Origin of the sequence: Sphingopyxis sp. YF1 (genome assembly GCF_022701295.1) — a bacterium.
Taxonomy (GTDB): Bacteria; Pseudomonadota; Alphaproteobacteria; order Sphingomonadales; family Sphingomonadaceae; genus Sphingopyxis.
The window spans coordinates 1,617,206-1,630,860 of record NZ_CP033204.1; the positions used below are offsets into that span (position 1 = coordinate 1,617,206).

General features: G+C 65.0%; 18 protein-coding genes. 15 read left to right on the forward strand and 3 right to left on the reverse strand.

Annotated features, from left to right (window positions below; translation table 11 throughout):
• Positions 1–3 precede the first annotated feature (3 nt).
• Positions 4–657: an O-methyltransferase gene (locus EAO27_RS07865; RefSeq protein WP_242779253.1), complete on the forward strand. Its 654-nt coding sequence runs from the start codon at positions 4–6 to the stop codon at positions 655–657.
• 22 nt (positions 658–679) lie between these two features.
• Here EAO27_RS07865 and EAO27_RS07870 read toward each other — a convergent pair whose 3' ends face one another.
• Positions 680–1,081, reverse strand: coding sequence for a hypothetical protein (locus EAO27_RS07870; protein ID WP_242779256.1), 402 nt, complete (start codon positions 1,079–1,081; stop codon positions 680–682).
• A gap of 35 nt (positions 1,082–1,116) precedes the next feature.
• On the opposite strand from EAO27_RS07870, the gene thiE reads away from it, so the two are divergent.
• From thiE to EAO27_RS07885, 3 genes are read left to right on the forward strand one after another with little or no spacing between them, the layout of a single operon-like run.
• Positions 1,117–1,752, forward strand: a complete 636-nt coding sequence (gene thiE / locus EAO27_RS07875; protein WP_242779259.1) for a thiamine phosphate synthase — start codon at positions 1,117–1,119, stop codon at positions 1,750–1,752.
• A 53-nt stretch (positions 1,753–1,805) separates the two neighbouring features.
• The gene (locus EAO27_RS07880) at positions 1,806–2,921 is read left to right on the forward strand and encodes a L,D-transpeptidase family protein (RefSeq protein ID WP_242779261.1); all 1,116 of its coding nucleotides are present in this window, start codon (positions 1,806–1,808) and stop codon (positions 2,919–2,921) included.
• Positions 2,921–3,532 (forward strand): M23 family metallopeptidase, encoded by a 612-nt coding sequence (locus EAO27_RS07885; protein WP_242779264.1) that lies wholly within the window; start codon positions 2,921–2,923, stop codon positions 3,530–3,532. Before EAO27_RS07880 ends, EAO27_RS07885 begins: the two co-directional genes overlap by 1 nt.
• 117 nt (positions 3,533–3,649) lie before the next feature.
• On the opposite strand, the gene EAO27_RS07890 is transcribed toward EAO27_RS07885, so the two are convergent.
• Complete coding sequence (locus tag EAO27_RS07890) at positions 3,650–3,817, reverse strand: hypothetical protein (protein ID WP_242779267.1); 168 nt, start codon at positions 3,815–3,817, stop codon at positions 3,650–3,652.
• 144 nt (positions 3,818–3,961) lie between these two features.
• On the opposite strand from EAO27_RS07890, the gene EAO27_RS07895 reads away from it, so the two are divergent.
• The 3 genes from EAO27_RS07895 (at position 3,962) to EAO27_RS07905 (ending at position 7,507) form a co-directional block, all read left to right on the forward strand.
• A complete protein-coding gene (locus EAO27_RS07895) occupies positions 3,962–5,926 on the forward strand; it encodes an oligopeptide transporter, OPT family (protein WP_242779270.1) in 1,965 nt (654 codons plus the stop codon).
• 102 nt (positions 5,927–6,028) lie between these two features.
• Complete coding sequence (gene efp / locus EAO27_RS07900) at positions 6,029–6,592, forward strand: elongation factor P (protein WP_037553878.1); 564 nt, start codon at positions 6,029–6,031, stop codon at positions 6,590–6,592.
• 96 nt (positions 6,593–6,688) lie between these two features.
• A complete protein-coding gene (locus EAO27_RS07905) occupies positions 6,689–7,507 on the forward strand; it encodes an inositol monophosphatase family protein (protein ID WP_242779273.1) in 819 nt (272 codons plus the stop codon).
• Position 7,508: 1 nt separating this feature from the next.
• Here EAO27_RS07905 and EAO27_RS07910 read toward each other — a convergent pair whose 3' ends face one another.
• Complete coding sequence (locus tag EAO27_RS07910; RefSeq protein WP_242779276.1) at positions 7,509–8,006, reverse strand: YbjN domain-containing protein; 498 nt, start codon at positions 8,004–8,006, stop codon at positions 7,509–7,511.
• A gap of 220 nt (positions 8,007–8,226) precedes the next feature.
• Between EAO27_RS07910 and EAO27_RS07915 the strand changes: the two genes are divergently transcribed.
• The 8 genes from EAO27_RS07915 to EAO27_RS07950 are packed head-to-tail and all read left to right on the forward strand — an operon-like array spanning position 8,227 to position 13,607.
• Entirely contained in the window at positions 8,227–8,601 is a 375-nt protein-coding gene (locus tag EAO27_RS07915) for an NADH-quinone oxidoreductase subunit A (RefSeq protein WP_242779279.1), read from the forward strand.
• Positions 8,598–9,152 carry an NADH-quinone oxidoreductase subunit B gene (locus EAO27_RS07920; RefSeq protein WP_278190139.1) on the forward strand — a complete coding sequence of 185 codons (555 nt, stop codon included), beginning with the start codon at positions 8,598–8,600 and terminating at the stop codon, positions 9,150–9,152. Before EAO27_RS07915 ends, EAO27_RS07920 begins: the two co-directional genes overlap by 4 nt.
• Positions 9,152–10,057: an NADH-quinone oxidoreductase subunit C gene (locus EAO27_RS07925; protein WP_242779283.1), complete on the forward strand. Its 906-nt coding sequence runs from the start codon at positions 9,152–9,154 to the stop codon at positions 10,055–10,057. The genes EAO27_RS07920 and EAO27_RS07925 overlap by 1 nt, the downstream gene beginning before the upstream one ends.
• 35 nt (positions 10,058–10,092) lie before the next feature.
• Positions 10,093–11,310: an NADH-quinone oxidoreductase subunit D gene (locus EAO27_RS07930; RefSeq protein WP_242780505.1), complete on the forward strand. Its 1,218-nt coding sequence runs from the start codon at positions 10,093–10,095 to the stop codon at positions 11,308–11,310.
• Complete coding sequence (locus tag EAO27_RS07935; protein ID WP_242779286.1) at positions 11,310–11,978, forward strand: NAD(P)H-dependent oxidoreductase subunit E; 669 nt, start codon at positions 11,310–11,312, stop codon at positions 11,976–11,978. The genes EAO27_RS07930 and EAO27_RS07935 overlap by 1 nt, the downstream gene beginning before the upstream one ends.
• A complete protein-coding gene (locus EAO27_RS07940) occupies positions 11,978–12,139 on the forward strand; it encodes a hypothetical protein (protein ID WP_242779289.1) in 162 nt (53 codons plus the stop codon). Before EAO27_RS07935 ends, EAO27_RS07940 begins: the two co-directional genes overlap by 1 nt.
• Positions 12,139–13,428, forward strand: a complete 1,290-nt coding sequence (nuoF, locus tag EAO27_RS07945) for an NADH-quinone oxidoreductase subunit NuoF (protein ID WP_242779292.1) — start codon at positions 12,139–12,141, stop codon at positions 13,426–13,428. Before EAO27_RS07940 ends, nuoF begins: the two co-directional genes overlap by 1 nt.
• Positions 13,425–13,607 carry a hypothetical protein gene (locus EAO27_RS07950; RefSeq protein ID WP_242779295.1) on the forward strand — a complete coding sequence of 61 codons (183 nt, stop codon included), beginning with the start codon at positions 13,425–13,427 and terminating at the stop codon, positions 13,605–13,607. The genes nuoF and EAO27_RS07950 overlap by 4 nt, the downstream gene beginning before the upstream one ends.
• Positions 13,608–13,655: the final 48 nt, after the last annotated feature.

A 13,655-nucleotide genomic window follows, 5' to 3' on the forward strand; every position in this document is an offset into this window, starting at 1 on the left:
GTGATGGGAGAGGGGTGGCAAGCCGTCGACGACTATATCGTCGACCATCTGCTCGGCACCGACGACGCGCTTGCCGCCACCCTCGCCAACAACCGCGCCAACGGCCTGCCGCCGATCGACGTCTCTGCGGCGCAGGGCAAGATGCTCTTCCTGCTCGCGCAGCTGGCGGGCGCGAAACATATCCTCGAAATCGGCACCCTCGGCGGTTACTCGACGATCTGGCTGGCGCGTGCGCTGCCCGCCGACGGCGAACTGGTGACGCTCGAACTCGATCCGCATCACGCCGCGGTCGCGCGTGAAAATCTGGAGCGCGCCGGGGTTTCGGACAAGGTCGACATCCGCATCGGCCCCGCTGCGCAGAGCCTCGCCGCTCTGGCCGGTGCACCGTTCGATTTCGTCTTCATCGACGCCGACAAGGAGGGCAATGCCCATTATGTCGCCGAAGCGATCCGCCTCGGTCGCAGCGGTACGACGATCATCGTCGACAATGTCGTGCGCGAGGGCGGCGTGCTCGACGCGGACAGCGACGACGAACGCATCATCGGCACGCGCGCGCTGTTCGAGATGCTCGCCGCCGACCAGCGGCTCGATGCGACCGCGGTACAGACCGTGGGCGCCAAGAAATGGGACGGGTTCGTGCTGGCAAGGGTGCGCTGAGGCACCGCAGACTCCGGTTGCGTCAATAACCGCCGTCGAAACGCAGTGAAAAGCGATAGTCGCCGGGCTTGATCGTCGATCCGGTCGCCTTCTCCGGCCGCACCGCCTCCAGCCGGATCGCGCCGTCGGCGAGCGGCGTCGTTTCGCCGAGCGTGACCTCGAACGGCTGCTTCTCGCCCGTCGGGCGCAACCACAGCATCTTCACCCGCACCCGGCCCGCCCAGATGCAGCGGGCGTTCGCCGGGCAGCGGCTGTCTTCCAGCACTTCGACGGGCTGGACGATCGGGCCGTCGACAAAGGCTCGCTCGCCAAGCCCGACGTCGCGGCTGTCGGAAAGTGGCGTTTCCCGCGCGGTCGTTGCGCACGCCGAAAGCGAAAGGGCGGCGACCGACAGGATGGCGGTGAGCGGAGGCATCTTCTGCATTTGCGGGTCCCTATTCGCATCGCTATGAACCCGCCATGACCCAAGAGACCCGCGCCCCTTGCCAGCTTTATCTCATCTCGCCACTCGACGTCGGCGGCGATTTCCCCGCGCAGCTTGAGGCGGCACTCGGCGCCGGCCCCGTCGCGGCCTTCCAGTTTCGCGTCAAGGGCATCGACCAGCATGAAGCTGCGCGGCTCGCCGCGCCGCTGCAGGCGATTTGCGCGACGCACGACACCGCCTTCATCGTCAACGACGACGTCGCGCTGGCCAGGCGCCTCGCGGCGGATGGCGTGCATCTCGGGCAGGGCGACGGCGATCCGAAGGAGGCGCGCCGTATCCTCGGTCCTGACGCGCAGATCGGGGTGACCTGCCACGGCAGCCGTCACCTTGCGATGGAGGCCGGTGAGGCGGGAGCTGACTATGTCGCCTTCGGCGCCTTCTATCCGACGACTACCAAGACGGTCGAGCATCGCGCCGACCCCGAAATCCTGACCTGGTGGCAGTCGATGTTCGAGCTTCCCTGCGTCGCGATCGGCGGCATCACGCCCGACAATGCCGCGATGCTCGTCGAGGCCGGGGCCGATTTCCTCGCGGTGTCGGGGGGCGTGTGGAACGATCCCGAAGGCGCGGCGGCTGCGGTCAGGCGGTTTGAAAAGCTGCTCGCAGGGTGAACTCCGGGCAGTTCCGGACGTTGGACCGGCAGGTTCAACCACCGGAGATACCGATGAAACATGCCCCGCTTCTCTGTGCCGCCGCGCTGCTTGCGCTCGCTGCCTGCAGCGACGGTGCCGACAGATCGCCGCCTGTTGCCGATGCGAAAAACGCTGCGAATTCCGCCGAATGGACCGGCGACGGCATGACGTCGCGCGACGATGCGGCCGAACCCGACGACGTGGCGCGGCCGGGGATGCAGTTGCAGGTCGTGCTCGACCGGCTCGGTTTCTCGTCAGGCGTGATCGATGGCAGGATGGGAATGTCGACCACCAATGCCCTGAAAGGATTTCAGGAAGCCAGGGGACTGGCCGTCACAGGCGAATGGGACGCCGCGACGAAAGCGGCGCTGGCGCAATGGGGTGCGATTCCGGCAACACGGGTCGTGGCGGTTCCCGAAAGCTACACCGCGGCGGGTTTCGCGCCGTTGCCCGCAAAGGCTGGCGCGCGCGCCAAGCTGTCGGCGATGGGCTATGAATCGCTGCTGGAAAAGCTCGCTGAGCGATTTCACACGACGCCCGAGGTTTTGCTGGATCTGAACCCCTCGCTGCTGCCGGTGACGACCGGCGACGGATCTGAAGGTGCGCCGGCGATCACCGCGAGCATGCCGCTGCGTGTTCCAAATGTCGGTGCAGACCGGATCGTTGCGGCGGATATCCAGAACAAGGAGTGGCTTGCGACCCTGGCCTCGCTCGGAGTGGGCAGCGATCAACCCGAAGCAGGGCGGATCGAGGTGTCGAAGAAGGCGGGGACGATGAAGCTATTCGATGCGGGCGGCACGCTCATCGCGCTTTTCACCGTTACCACCGGCTCGGCGCATGACCCGCTCCCGCTCGGCAAGTGGAAGGTGCGCGGGGTCGGGCGCAATCCCGACTATGCCTTTGATCCCGCTCTGCTGCGCGATGTACCCGCGAGCGAGGGCAAGCATCGCCTGCCGCCGGGCCCCAACAATCCCGTTGGCGTGGTTTGGATCGATCTCGACAAGGAGCATTATGGCCTGCACGGCACCCCCGAGCCGCAGGCGATCGGGCGCAGCGAGAGCAACGGCTGCGTGCGGCTGACCAATTGGGACGCGGCGAGGGTGGCGCAGATGGTGTCGGTGGGCACCCGTGTGGATTTCATCGCCTGATGCGCACGCTCGCCGTTTTCGGACTGGTGTCTGGAACGGTGGCCGTCGCTGGGGCTCTGACCTCGCCGGAGCAAGCGGCAGAGCAACGCCCGCTCCGTCCTGCCGCATCCGCGATCCCGGTGACGCGGTCGGGCGATCCCCTGGCCGCGTCGCCGGCCGTTGGCGACATGATCGCCATTGCAATTCCGGTGCAGGGGATCCGGGCGTCCGATCTGATTGACAGTTGGGACCGGAGCCGAGCCCAGGGGCGGCTGCATCGTGCGATCGATATCGCGGCTCCCGCCGGGACGCCGGTCGTGGCGGCGATGGACGGGCGGATCGAGAAACTGTTCACGTCCGACCGCGGCGGCCATACGATCTACCAGCGCGCGGCCGAAGGGCGGCTGATGCTCTACTACGCGCATCTTCAGGGCTATCGGCGCGGCTTGGCCGAGGGGGATGTAGTCCACCGCGGGCAGGTGATCGCGACCGTGGGAACCAGCGGCAATGCCGACCCGGCCTTTCCGCACCTGCATTTCCAGATGCTCAAGACAACACCCGGCGCCGACTGGAGGGCCGGTGCACCGATCAATCCCTATCCGCTGCTCGCGGGCAGGGGCCGCGTTCGATAGGGCGGGGTGTTTGCCGGGCGGCGAGTGGGGATTATCGGCAGAAGCAATTGCCGTTCTTCCGTCGGTCAGCGGTTTCCTCGTTCCGGGACCGCGGCGGTTTCTTCCGCGGGGCGGGCATCACTTGACGGGATAGTCTCGGCCGGGCGCGGGCTTCTTGTCCGGGCTGATTTTCTCGTCCTGCCGTCGCCAGCCGAAGAGGCCGGCCGCGGGGGTGAGGCGGGCGGGCAGGGGGGCCTTGCGCGGAGCGCGCGGCGAATTTCTGTCGGCAAGATGGATCGGTGTCATGCCCGTGGAATCGCAGATTCGGACGCATCCATATTGGATCGATGCGTCAGAATTGGATCGATGCGTCAAAAACGGCTTCGTTTCATCGCGTTTTGCCTTGCCTAACGCGCGGTCGGGAGCAAGACCGCGCATGGGGAGACCGATATGACCGAAACCACCACGTCCCGAACCAGCGTCCGCGAACTGACGCTGCGCGCGATCCTGCTCGGCGGGCTGCTGACGCTGATGTTCACCGCGGCGAACGTTTATCTGGGTTTGAAGGTCGGGCTGACCTTTGCGACCTCGATCCCCGCTGCGGTGATCTCGATGGCCTTGCTGCGCTATATGGCGGGCGCGACGATCCTCGAAAATAATATCGTACAGACGATCGCGAGTGCTGCGGGCACGCTCGCGGCGATCATCTTCGTGCTGCCGGGACTCGTCATGGTGGGATATTGGCAGGGTTTCCCGCTGCTGGAGACCACCGCAATCACCATGCTCGGCGGCGTCCTCGGCGTGCTCTTCTCGGTCCCGCTGCGCCGCGCGCTGGTGGTCGATGCAGATCTTCCCTATCCCGAAGGGCGTGCTGCTGCCGAAGTGCTGCAGGTCGGCGCGGCGAGCGCCGAAGGTGCGGTCGAGAACAAGGCGGGGCTGTCGGCGCTGCTGTGGAACAGCCTGATCGCGGCGGGGTTCACGCTGCTGACCCAGATGAAGCTGGCCGCGGGCGAGGTTTCGCGCTGGTTCGCGGTCGGTGCGGGAGCGACCGGCATCGGCGGCGGGCTTGCCTTCGCCTTGTTCGGTGTCGGTCACCTCGTCGGCCTGTCGGTCGGTATGGCGCAGCTTGTCGGGCTGGTCACCGGCTGGTGGGTGCTGCTGCCCATCCTGACGCAGGGTGTCGCCGGCCCCGACGCCGAAACGATCGCCAACGCGGTTTTTCGCAATGACGTCCGTTTCTTTGGCGCGGGGGTGATCGCGGTCGCGGCGATCTGGACGCTGATCAAGATTGCGCGTCCGGTGATCGGGGGCATTCGTTCGGCGATGGCGGCGAGCAAGGCGCGCCACGCCGGGACCGCGCTTGCCGTCGAGGAACAGGATATTTCGATCGGCTGGGTGTTCGGCGGTTCGCTGCTGATCCTGCTGCCCATCGCCTGGCTGCTGTGGTCGGTCCTCGCGGGCGGTCCGCTCGCCGGATCGAGCGTCGTTCTGGTCGGTGGCGCGCTGCTGTTCGTGATCATCGTCGGGCTGATGATCGCGTCGGTCACCGGCTATATGGCGGGGCTGATCGGTGCATCGAATTCACCCGTCTCGGGAATCGGCATCCTCGCGATCATCGCCTCGTCGCTGCTCCTCGTCGGGCTGCTCGGTCGCGGCGGCGGTGACGAAGCGAGCGCGGCGATGGTCGCCTATGCCCTGATCGTCACCGGCATCGTCTTCGGCATCGCGACGATCTCGAACGACAATCTCCAGGATCTAAAGACCGGCCAGCTCGTCGGCGCTACGCCGTGGAAACAGCAGGTCGCGCTGATCATCGGTGTGATCTTCGGCTCGCTTGTCGTTCCTCCCGTGCTCAACGTGCTCAATGAAACCGTCGGCTTCGTCGGTGTCCCGGGAGCCGGCCCCAACGCACTCGCCGCGCCGCAGGCGGGGCTGATCTCGTCGCTCGCCAAGGGCGTGCTCGGGGGTGATCTCAACTGGACGATGCTGGGTTATGGTGTGCTCGCCGGGATCGGCTTCATTCTGGTGGACGAACTGCTCGGGCGCCTTGGCAAACTCCGATTGCCGCCGCTCGCGATCGGCATCGGCATCTACCTGCCGATGGCGGTGATCCTGCCCGTCGTGCTCGGCGCGATCGGCGGCTGGTATTATGATCGCTGGGCGACGCGGCGTGCCAACCCCGGTTTTGCGCACCGCATGGGCGTGCTGACCGCGACGGGGATGATCGTCGGCGAAAGCCTGTTCGGCGTCTTCTATGCCGGGACGGTCTATCTGACCGACAACGACGCCCCGCTTGCGGTGGTCGGCGACGGTTTTGCGCTGCCGTCGATATTCGTCGGGATCGGGCTGTTCGCCACGCTCCTGTGGCTCAGCTATGCCCGCACGCGCCGGGCGGTCGTCGCGGCCGAAGGATAGGCCGCTTGCCCTTCGCCGCGCGCGCCGCTAAAGGCGCGCTCCTGTACCGGTGCTGCGATGTGCCGGCGGCTCTTTCCATCCTTGTCCAAGTGAGTGTGCGCGATGAAGATCACCGGCGTTGAAATCCGTCCCGGCAATATTATCGAATATGAAGGCGGGATCTGGAAGGTCACCAAGATTCAGCACACCCAGCCGGGCAAGGGCGGCGCCTATATGCAGGTCGAAGCCAAGAACCTGATCGACGGGCGCAAGCTCAACAACCGTTTCCGCAGCGCCGACACGGTCGAAAAGGTCCGCCTCGACACCAAGGATTTCCAGTTCCTCTATGCCGAGGGCGACGATCTGGTGTTCATGGACAAGGACAGCTTCGAACAGATCAACATCTCGAAAGACGTTGTCGGCGAAGCGCATGAATTCCTGCAGGACGGCATGGACGTCGTTCTCGAGCTTTGGGAAGAGCGTCCGATCTCGGTCGAACTGCCCGAAACGATCGAAGCGACGATCGTCGAGGCCGACGCGGTGGTCAAAGGTCAAACTGCATCCTCGTCGTACAAGCCCGCGATCCTCGACAATGGCGTGCGCGTGATGGTGCCGCCGCACATCACCAGCGGCACCCGCATCGTCGTGCATGTGTACGACCGCGAATATGTCCGCCGCGCCGACTAACACTCGTCGCCCCAGCGAAAGCTGGGGCCGCTAACGTTCTTATTTGCCGATAGCGATCCCAGCTTTCGCTGGGATGACGGCTACGGAGGAATTGACATGGCCGTATCCGGCATCATCACCGTTATGGAACGCGCCGCCCGCAAGGCGGGGACGAAGCTGCGCCGCGACTTCGGCGAGATCGAGCATCTGCAGGTCTCGCAAAAGGGGCCCGCCGACTTCGTGTCGAAGGCCGATCAGGCCGCCGAGCGCACGCTTTATGACGAATTGAGCCACGCGCGTCCGGGCTGGGGCTTCCTGATGGAGGAAGCCGGCGAGATCGAGGGCGACCACGGCAAACCGCGCTTCATCATCGATCCGCTCGATGGCACGTCGAACTTCCTCCACGCGATCCCGCAGTTCGCGATCTCGATCGCGGTGCAGGAGCCCAAGCTTGGCGGCGGCTGGGGCGACGTCACGGCGGCACTCATCTATCAGCCGGTGACCGACGAGAGCTATTGGGCCGAGCGTGGCCGCGGGGCGTGGCTGCACGACCGCCGCCTGCGCGTCGCATCGCGTCGCCACCTCAACGAATGCCTGATCGCCACCGGCATCCCCTTCATGGGGCATGGCGACATGGCGCAGTGGAGTCGCATTTTCGGTGCGGTCGCGCCCGAAGTTGCCGGCATCCGCCGCTTTGGCGCTGCCAGCCTCGACCTCGCATGGGTCGCCGCGGGGCGTTTTGATGGCTTCTGGGAAAGCCAGCTCAACATTTGGGATGTTGCCGCCGGCATGCTGCTGGTCCGCGAGGCGGGCGGTTTCGTCAGCGATTTCCGCGGCGGCGACCGCGCGATCGAGCGCAGCGAGTTCATCGCGGGCAGCGCTGCGGTGCATTCGAAGCTGCAGAAACTGGTCGCGGGCGCGCTGCGCAACGCCTGAGTTAGCGCCCCGCGGCGCCCGCCGCGACGATGAAGCGATAGAAGCTGTCGACGAGCCCGGTCCACGTGCGGATCGTTTCCTCGACATTGGCGCGGGGCAGCCCCTTGAAGTCGAGGTCGAGGTCCATCGCGAGCACGGGGTCGCCGGCCTCGTCGCGATAGGCGCGCGCGAATCGCTGGTCGCGGTTCCATTCGTTGAGCTTGTCCAGCGTGAGCGTCCTAGCCCCTTCGACGCCGAGCAAAAATTGCAGCGTCCGGCACCGGCGGCCGTCGGTACAGTTGTTGAAGGCAACGACGAACCGGAGCCCCCGGCGTTCAGCCCAGATATAGGGATCGCGCCCCGCCTCGGCGGTAAGGGCGGTTGTCCACCCGTCCGCGGCGAGCAGCGCCTCGATCCTCTCCGGGGTCCGGGCGTCGATCATCTGCGCGCCCGCGGGAGTCGCCGCAGCGAGCCCGGGGGCGGCCGCCAGCATCATGATCCAGCGTCGAATCTGTGTCATTCCATCTCCCTTGACTGCCGCTTCGATGCGGCGATGGCGTGGCTGGAAGCGCGCGTAACACAGCCGGGCGCGCGGCCGCCAGCGTCGCTGGACGCAATGGGGGCGGAGAAGGGTTATTTTCCTGTCCGCAGCGCTTGCGGCGCGCGCCCTGCTGGCCTAAAGCGCGCCCATCAAAGGGTGCCCAGACACTCGAATATGAACAACCGGACTGCGAGCTCTGATGGTCGACCTGACGCAATATCTGCCGATCCTGATCTTCCTGTTCGTGGCTGTCGGCCTGTCGGCCGCATTCGTGTTCCTTCCGATGGGCGTTGCGCGCCTGACGGGGGCGCATCAGCCCGATCCAGCGAAGCTCACCGAATATGAATGCGGCTTCCCGGCCTTCGAGGATGCGCGCAGCCAGTTCGACGTGCGCTTCTATCTCGTCGCGATCCTCTTCATCATCTTCGACCTTGAAGCCGCCTTCCTATTTCCCTGGGCGGTGAGCCTGGGCGAGATCGGTTGGGCCGGGTGGGCAACGATGATGATTTTCCTCGCCGAACTCACCCTCGGCCTTGTCTATGCATGGAAGAAAGGGGCGCTGGATTGGGAATGAGCAATTCGAGCATCCTGATGCCCGGCCAGATGCCGGTGGCCCCCGGGACCAATCCCGACATGGCCTTTTTCGACGACCTCAACGCCGAGGTTGGCGACAAGGGTTTTCTCGTCACCTCGACCGAGGATCTGTTCAACTGGGCGCGTACCGGCTCGCTTTGGTGGATGACCTTCGGGCTCGCCTGCTGCGCGGTCGAGATGATCCACGTCAATATGCCGCGCTATGACATGGAGCGCTTCGGCGCCGCGCCGCGCGCGTCACCGCGCCAGTCGGACGTGATGATCGTCGCGGGCACACTCTGCAACAAGATGGCTCCGGCGCTGCGCCGCGTTTACGACCAGATGTCGAACCCCAAATACGTCATTTCGATGGGCAGCTGCGCCAACGGCGGGGGCTATTATCATTACAGCTATTCGGTGGTGCGTGGTTGCGATCGCATCGTACCTGTCGACATCTATGTCCCCGGCTGCCCGCCGACCGCCGAGGCCTTGCTCTATGGCGTGATGCAGCTGCAGCGGAAAATCCGCCGCACCGGAACGATTGAACGCTGATGTCCAGTCCTGCTCCGCTCGTATCGCCCCGCGAGGGGCTGGCTGACGCGCTGAAAGCGCTGCTCGGCACCGACCTGCTCGCGCACGACTTTCTTGTCGGCGAGGACAGCATCACGGTGGATCGCGACGCGATCGCCGGGGTGATGATCGCGCTGCGCGACAATCTCGACTATCAGCAGATGATGGAGATCGCCGGGGTCGATTATCCCGAGCGCGCGGAGCGTTTCGAGGTTGTCTATCATCTGCTCAGCGTGACACGCAATCACCGCCTGCGCGTCCGCGTGACCACCGACGAGGCGACTCCGGTGCCGACAATCGTGCCTGTATGGCCGAATGCCGGCTGGCTCGAGCGCGAGGTGTTCGACATGTACGGGGTGTTGTTCAGCGGCAACCCCGACCTGCGCCGTATCCTGACCGACTATGGTTTCGAAGGGCATCCGCAGCGCAAGGATTTCCCGCTCACCGGCTATACCGAACTGCGTTACAGCGAAGAGGACAAGCGCGTCGTGTACGAGCCGGTGCGGCTCGCGCAGGATTTCCGCAATTTCGACTTCCTGTCGCCATGGGAGGGCGCCGACTATGTCCTGCCGGGCGACGAAAAAGCCGGCGGTACGCACGAAGCGCCGGGCAAGGGCGCGCCGACGCCGCTGAAGGCCGAAGAGGTCAAAAAGGCCGGCGACACGGCGGCAAAGACGCCACCTCCGCCGACCCCCAAGACGACCGACAAGCCAGCGCAGACCGGAGCGGGGGCAAAGGTCAATACGGCGGCCTCGAAGACGAGCCGTGACGGTGCCAAGGCGAAGCCCGCAACCAAGCCGGCGAAAACGCCTGCCACCGGTAAGGCCGAAAAGGCGCCGGCCAAGCCGCGCGCACCGCGCAAGCCCAAAGCAGGAGGTGACGCATGACCGACGCTCCTCAGGTCCGGCATCATGGCAGCGACATGTTCGAAGGCTATCCGGTCGACACCGCGAACACTGCGGGCGATCAGGCTGTTACCAACTACACGATCAACTTCGGCCCGCAGCATCCGGCGGCGCACGGCGTGCTGCGCATGGTGCTCGAACTCGACGGCGAGATCATCGAGCGCGTCGATCCGCACGTCGGGCTGCTCCATCGCGGCACCGAAAAGCTGATCGAGTACAAGACCTATCTGCAGGCTTTACCCTATTTCGACCGGCTCGATTATTGCTCGCCGCTCGGCATGGAGCACAGCTATGTGCTCGCGATCGAGAAATTGCTCGATCTTGAGGTGCCTGCGCGCGCGCAATATCTGCGCACGCTGTTCGCCGAGCTGACGCGCATCTGCAATCACATGCTCAACATCGGGTCGCACGTCATGGACGTTGGCGCGATGACCCCGAACCTGTGGGTGTTCGAGCTACGCGAGGATTGCCTGAACTTCTTCGAGCGCGCGTCGGGCGCACGGATGCACAGCGCCTATTTCCGTCCCGGCGGCGTTCATCAGGACGTGCCCGAGCGGCTGCTCTACGACATCGGCGAATGGTGCGAAAAACGTCTGCCGAAGCTGTTCGGCGACGCGATGAGTCTTGTCATCGACAATCGGATCTTCAAGCAGCGCAACGTCGATATCGCCACGGTAAGCAAAGAAGATGCGCTGGCGTGGGGCTTCTCGGGGCCGTTGATCCGTGGCAGCGGCATCGCATGGGATCTGCGCAAGTCGCAGCCCTATGATGCTTATGCGCAGATGGACTTCGATATTCCGGTCGGCACGCGCGGCGATTGCTACGACCGCTTCATGGTCCGCGTCCAGGAGGTCTATCAGTCGGCGCGCATCATCCTACAGTGCCTGCGCGACATGCCGTCGGGTCCGGTGGCGAGCCTCGACCGCAAGGTCGTGCCGCCAAAGCGCGGCGAGATGAAGCAGTCGATGGAATCGCTGATCCATCACTTCAAGCTCTATACCGAGGGCTTCCACGTCCCGGCAGGCGAAGTTTATGTCGCGACCGAAAGCCCCAAGGGGGAGTTCGGCGTTTACTTGGTCAGCGACGGCACCAACAAGCCGTACCGCTGCAAGATCCGCCCGACGGCATTCAGCCATCTTCAGGCGATGGACATGATGTGCAAGGGGCACATGCTCGCCGACACCACTGCAATCATCGGCGCCATTGACGTCGTTTTCGGAGAGTGTGACCGCTAATGGCCGACGCACCGCAAATTCCCAATGAGGCCGAAGTCCGTGCGCGCTGGGGCGCGTTTGTCTGGACTGCCGAGAACGCCGATAAGGCGAAGACCGTGATCGCGCGCTATCCCGCGGGGCGCCAGCGGTCGGCGGTGATGCCGTTGCTCGACCTCGCGCAGCGTCAGGTCGGCGCCGAAACGCAGACGCAGGGCTGGCTGCCCGTGCCGGTGATCGAATATGTCGCGGCGCAGCTCGATATGCCCTTCATCCGCGCCTATGAGGTCGCGACCTTCTACACCATGTACAACCTCGTCCCCGTCGGCCGCTATCATGTGCAGGTGTGCGGGACGACGCCGTGCCTGCTGCGCGGGTCGGACGACGTCATGGCGGCGTGCAAGAACCGCGGGATGGTCAAGGGCAAGACGACGCCCGACGGGCTGTTCACGCTGACCGAGGTCGAGTGCATGGGCACCTGCACCAATGCGCCGATGGTCCAGATCAACGACGATAATTTCGAGGATCTGGATTTCGACAGCATGTCGCGCATCCTCGACGAGCTTGCCGCGGGCAAGGCGCCCAAGGCGGGAACGCAGAATGCGAAGCGCCACACGAGCGACCCCGAAGGCGGTCCGACGACGCTGAAGGACATGGTCGAGACCAATCACGATTACCGGAAGGACTGGTGATGACCCAGAAGGATATCATCCTGATCCTGGCCGTCATCGGCGCGCTGGTCGTGCTCGGTTTGGTGCTGCGCGTGACCTTTGCGCTGCTTGGCCCGATCCTGCTGATCGCCGTCGGCTATTTCATCTATCGTGCGTTGCAGAACAAGGGTGGGAGCCGCTGATGCTCGCCGACAAGGATCGTATCTTCACCAATCTCTACGGTTTTCAGCCGTGGAACCTCAAATCCGCGCAGATGCGCGGCGATTGGGACAAGACCAAGGATTTGATGAAGCGCGGCCAGGACGCGATCATCGAGGAGATCAAGGCGTCGGGCCTGCGCGGCCGCGGCGGCGCGGGTTTCCCGACGGGGCTCAAATGGTCGTTCATGCCGAAGGAGCCGCGCGCCGACCGCCCGAGCTTCCTCGTCATCAACGCCGACGAATCGGAGCCGGGGTCGTGCAAGGACCGCGAAATCATCCGCCACGATCCGCACAAGCTGATCGAAGGCGCGCTGATCGCGGGTTTTGCGATGCGCGCGCGCGCAGCGTACATCTATATCCGCGGCGAGTTCATCCGCGAGGCCGAGACATTGTTCGCGGCGGTGCAGGAGGCGTATGACGCCGGCCTGCTCGGCAAGAATGCCGCCAAGTCGGGCTATGACTTCGACGTTTTCGTCCACCGCGGCGCCGGCGCCTATATCTGCGGCGAAGAAACCGCGATGATCGAAAGTCTCGAGGGCAAGAAGGGCCAGCCGCGCCTCAAACCGCCGTTCCCGGCGGGCGCGGGCCTTTACGGCTGTCCGACGACGGTCAACAATGTCGAGAGCATCGCGGTCGTCCCGACGATCCTGCGCCGCGGCGCGCCGTGGTTCGCTTCCTTCGGGCGCGAGAACAACAAGGGCACGAAGCTTTTCCAGATCAGCGGCCACGTCAACACGCCGTGCGTCGTCGAGGAAGAGATGGGCATCACCTTCCGCGAGCTGATCGACAAGCACTGCGGCGGCATCCGCGGCGGCTGGGACAATCTGCTCGCGGTCATCCCCGGCGGTTCGTCAGTTCCGCTGGTTCCCGCGGCCGAGATCATGGATGCGCCGATGGACTTCGACGGGCTGAAGGCCGTCGGCTCGGGCCTCGGTACCGCTGCCGCGATCGTGATGGACAAGTCGACTGATGTCGTCCAGGCGATCAGCCGCATCAGTTATTTCTACAAGCATGAAAGCTGCGGCCAGTGCACCCCCTGCCGCGAGGGCACCGGCTGGATGTGGCGCGTGATGGAGCGGTTGCGCACCGGCGACGCCGCGATCGAGGAAATCGACACGCTGTTCGATGTTACGAAGCAGGTCGAGGGCCACACCATCTGCGCACTCGGCGACGCCGCGGCGTGGCCGATTCAGGGCCTGATCAAGCATTTCCGCCCCGAACTCGAGCGCCGTATCCGCGAAAACGGCGGCGCGCTGGAGGCGGCTGAGTGAGCGAGGCTGAGCGCCTTGGACTGTTGCTGATCGTCGTCGCGGCGATGCTGGCGTTCAGCGTGCGCGCCCTTTGGGGCTCGTCAGAGCCGAAGCCGTCGGCGAAGAACGGATGGCGCAAGGCGCCGCCGAAGACCTCGGGTGGCGGGTTCGACGACCAGCATTGGGGGGAGGGCGACTGATGCGCTTCCTTGAACAGTTTCAACTGATTGTCGAAGCGGGGCGCGCGC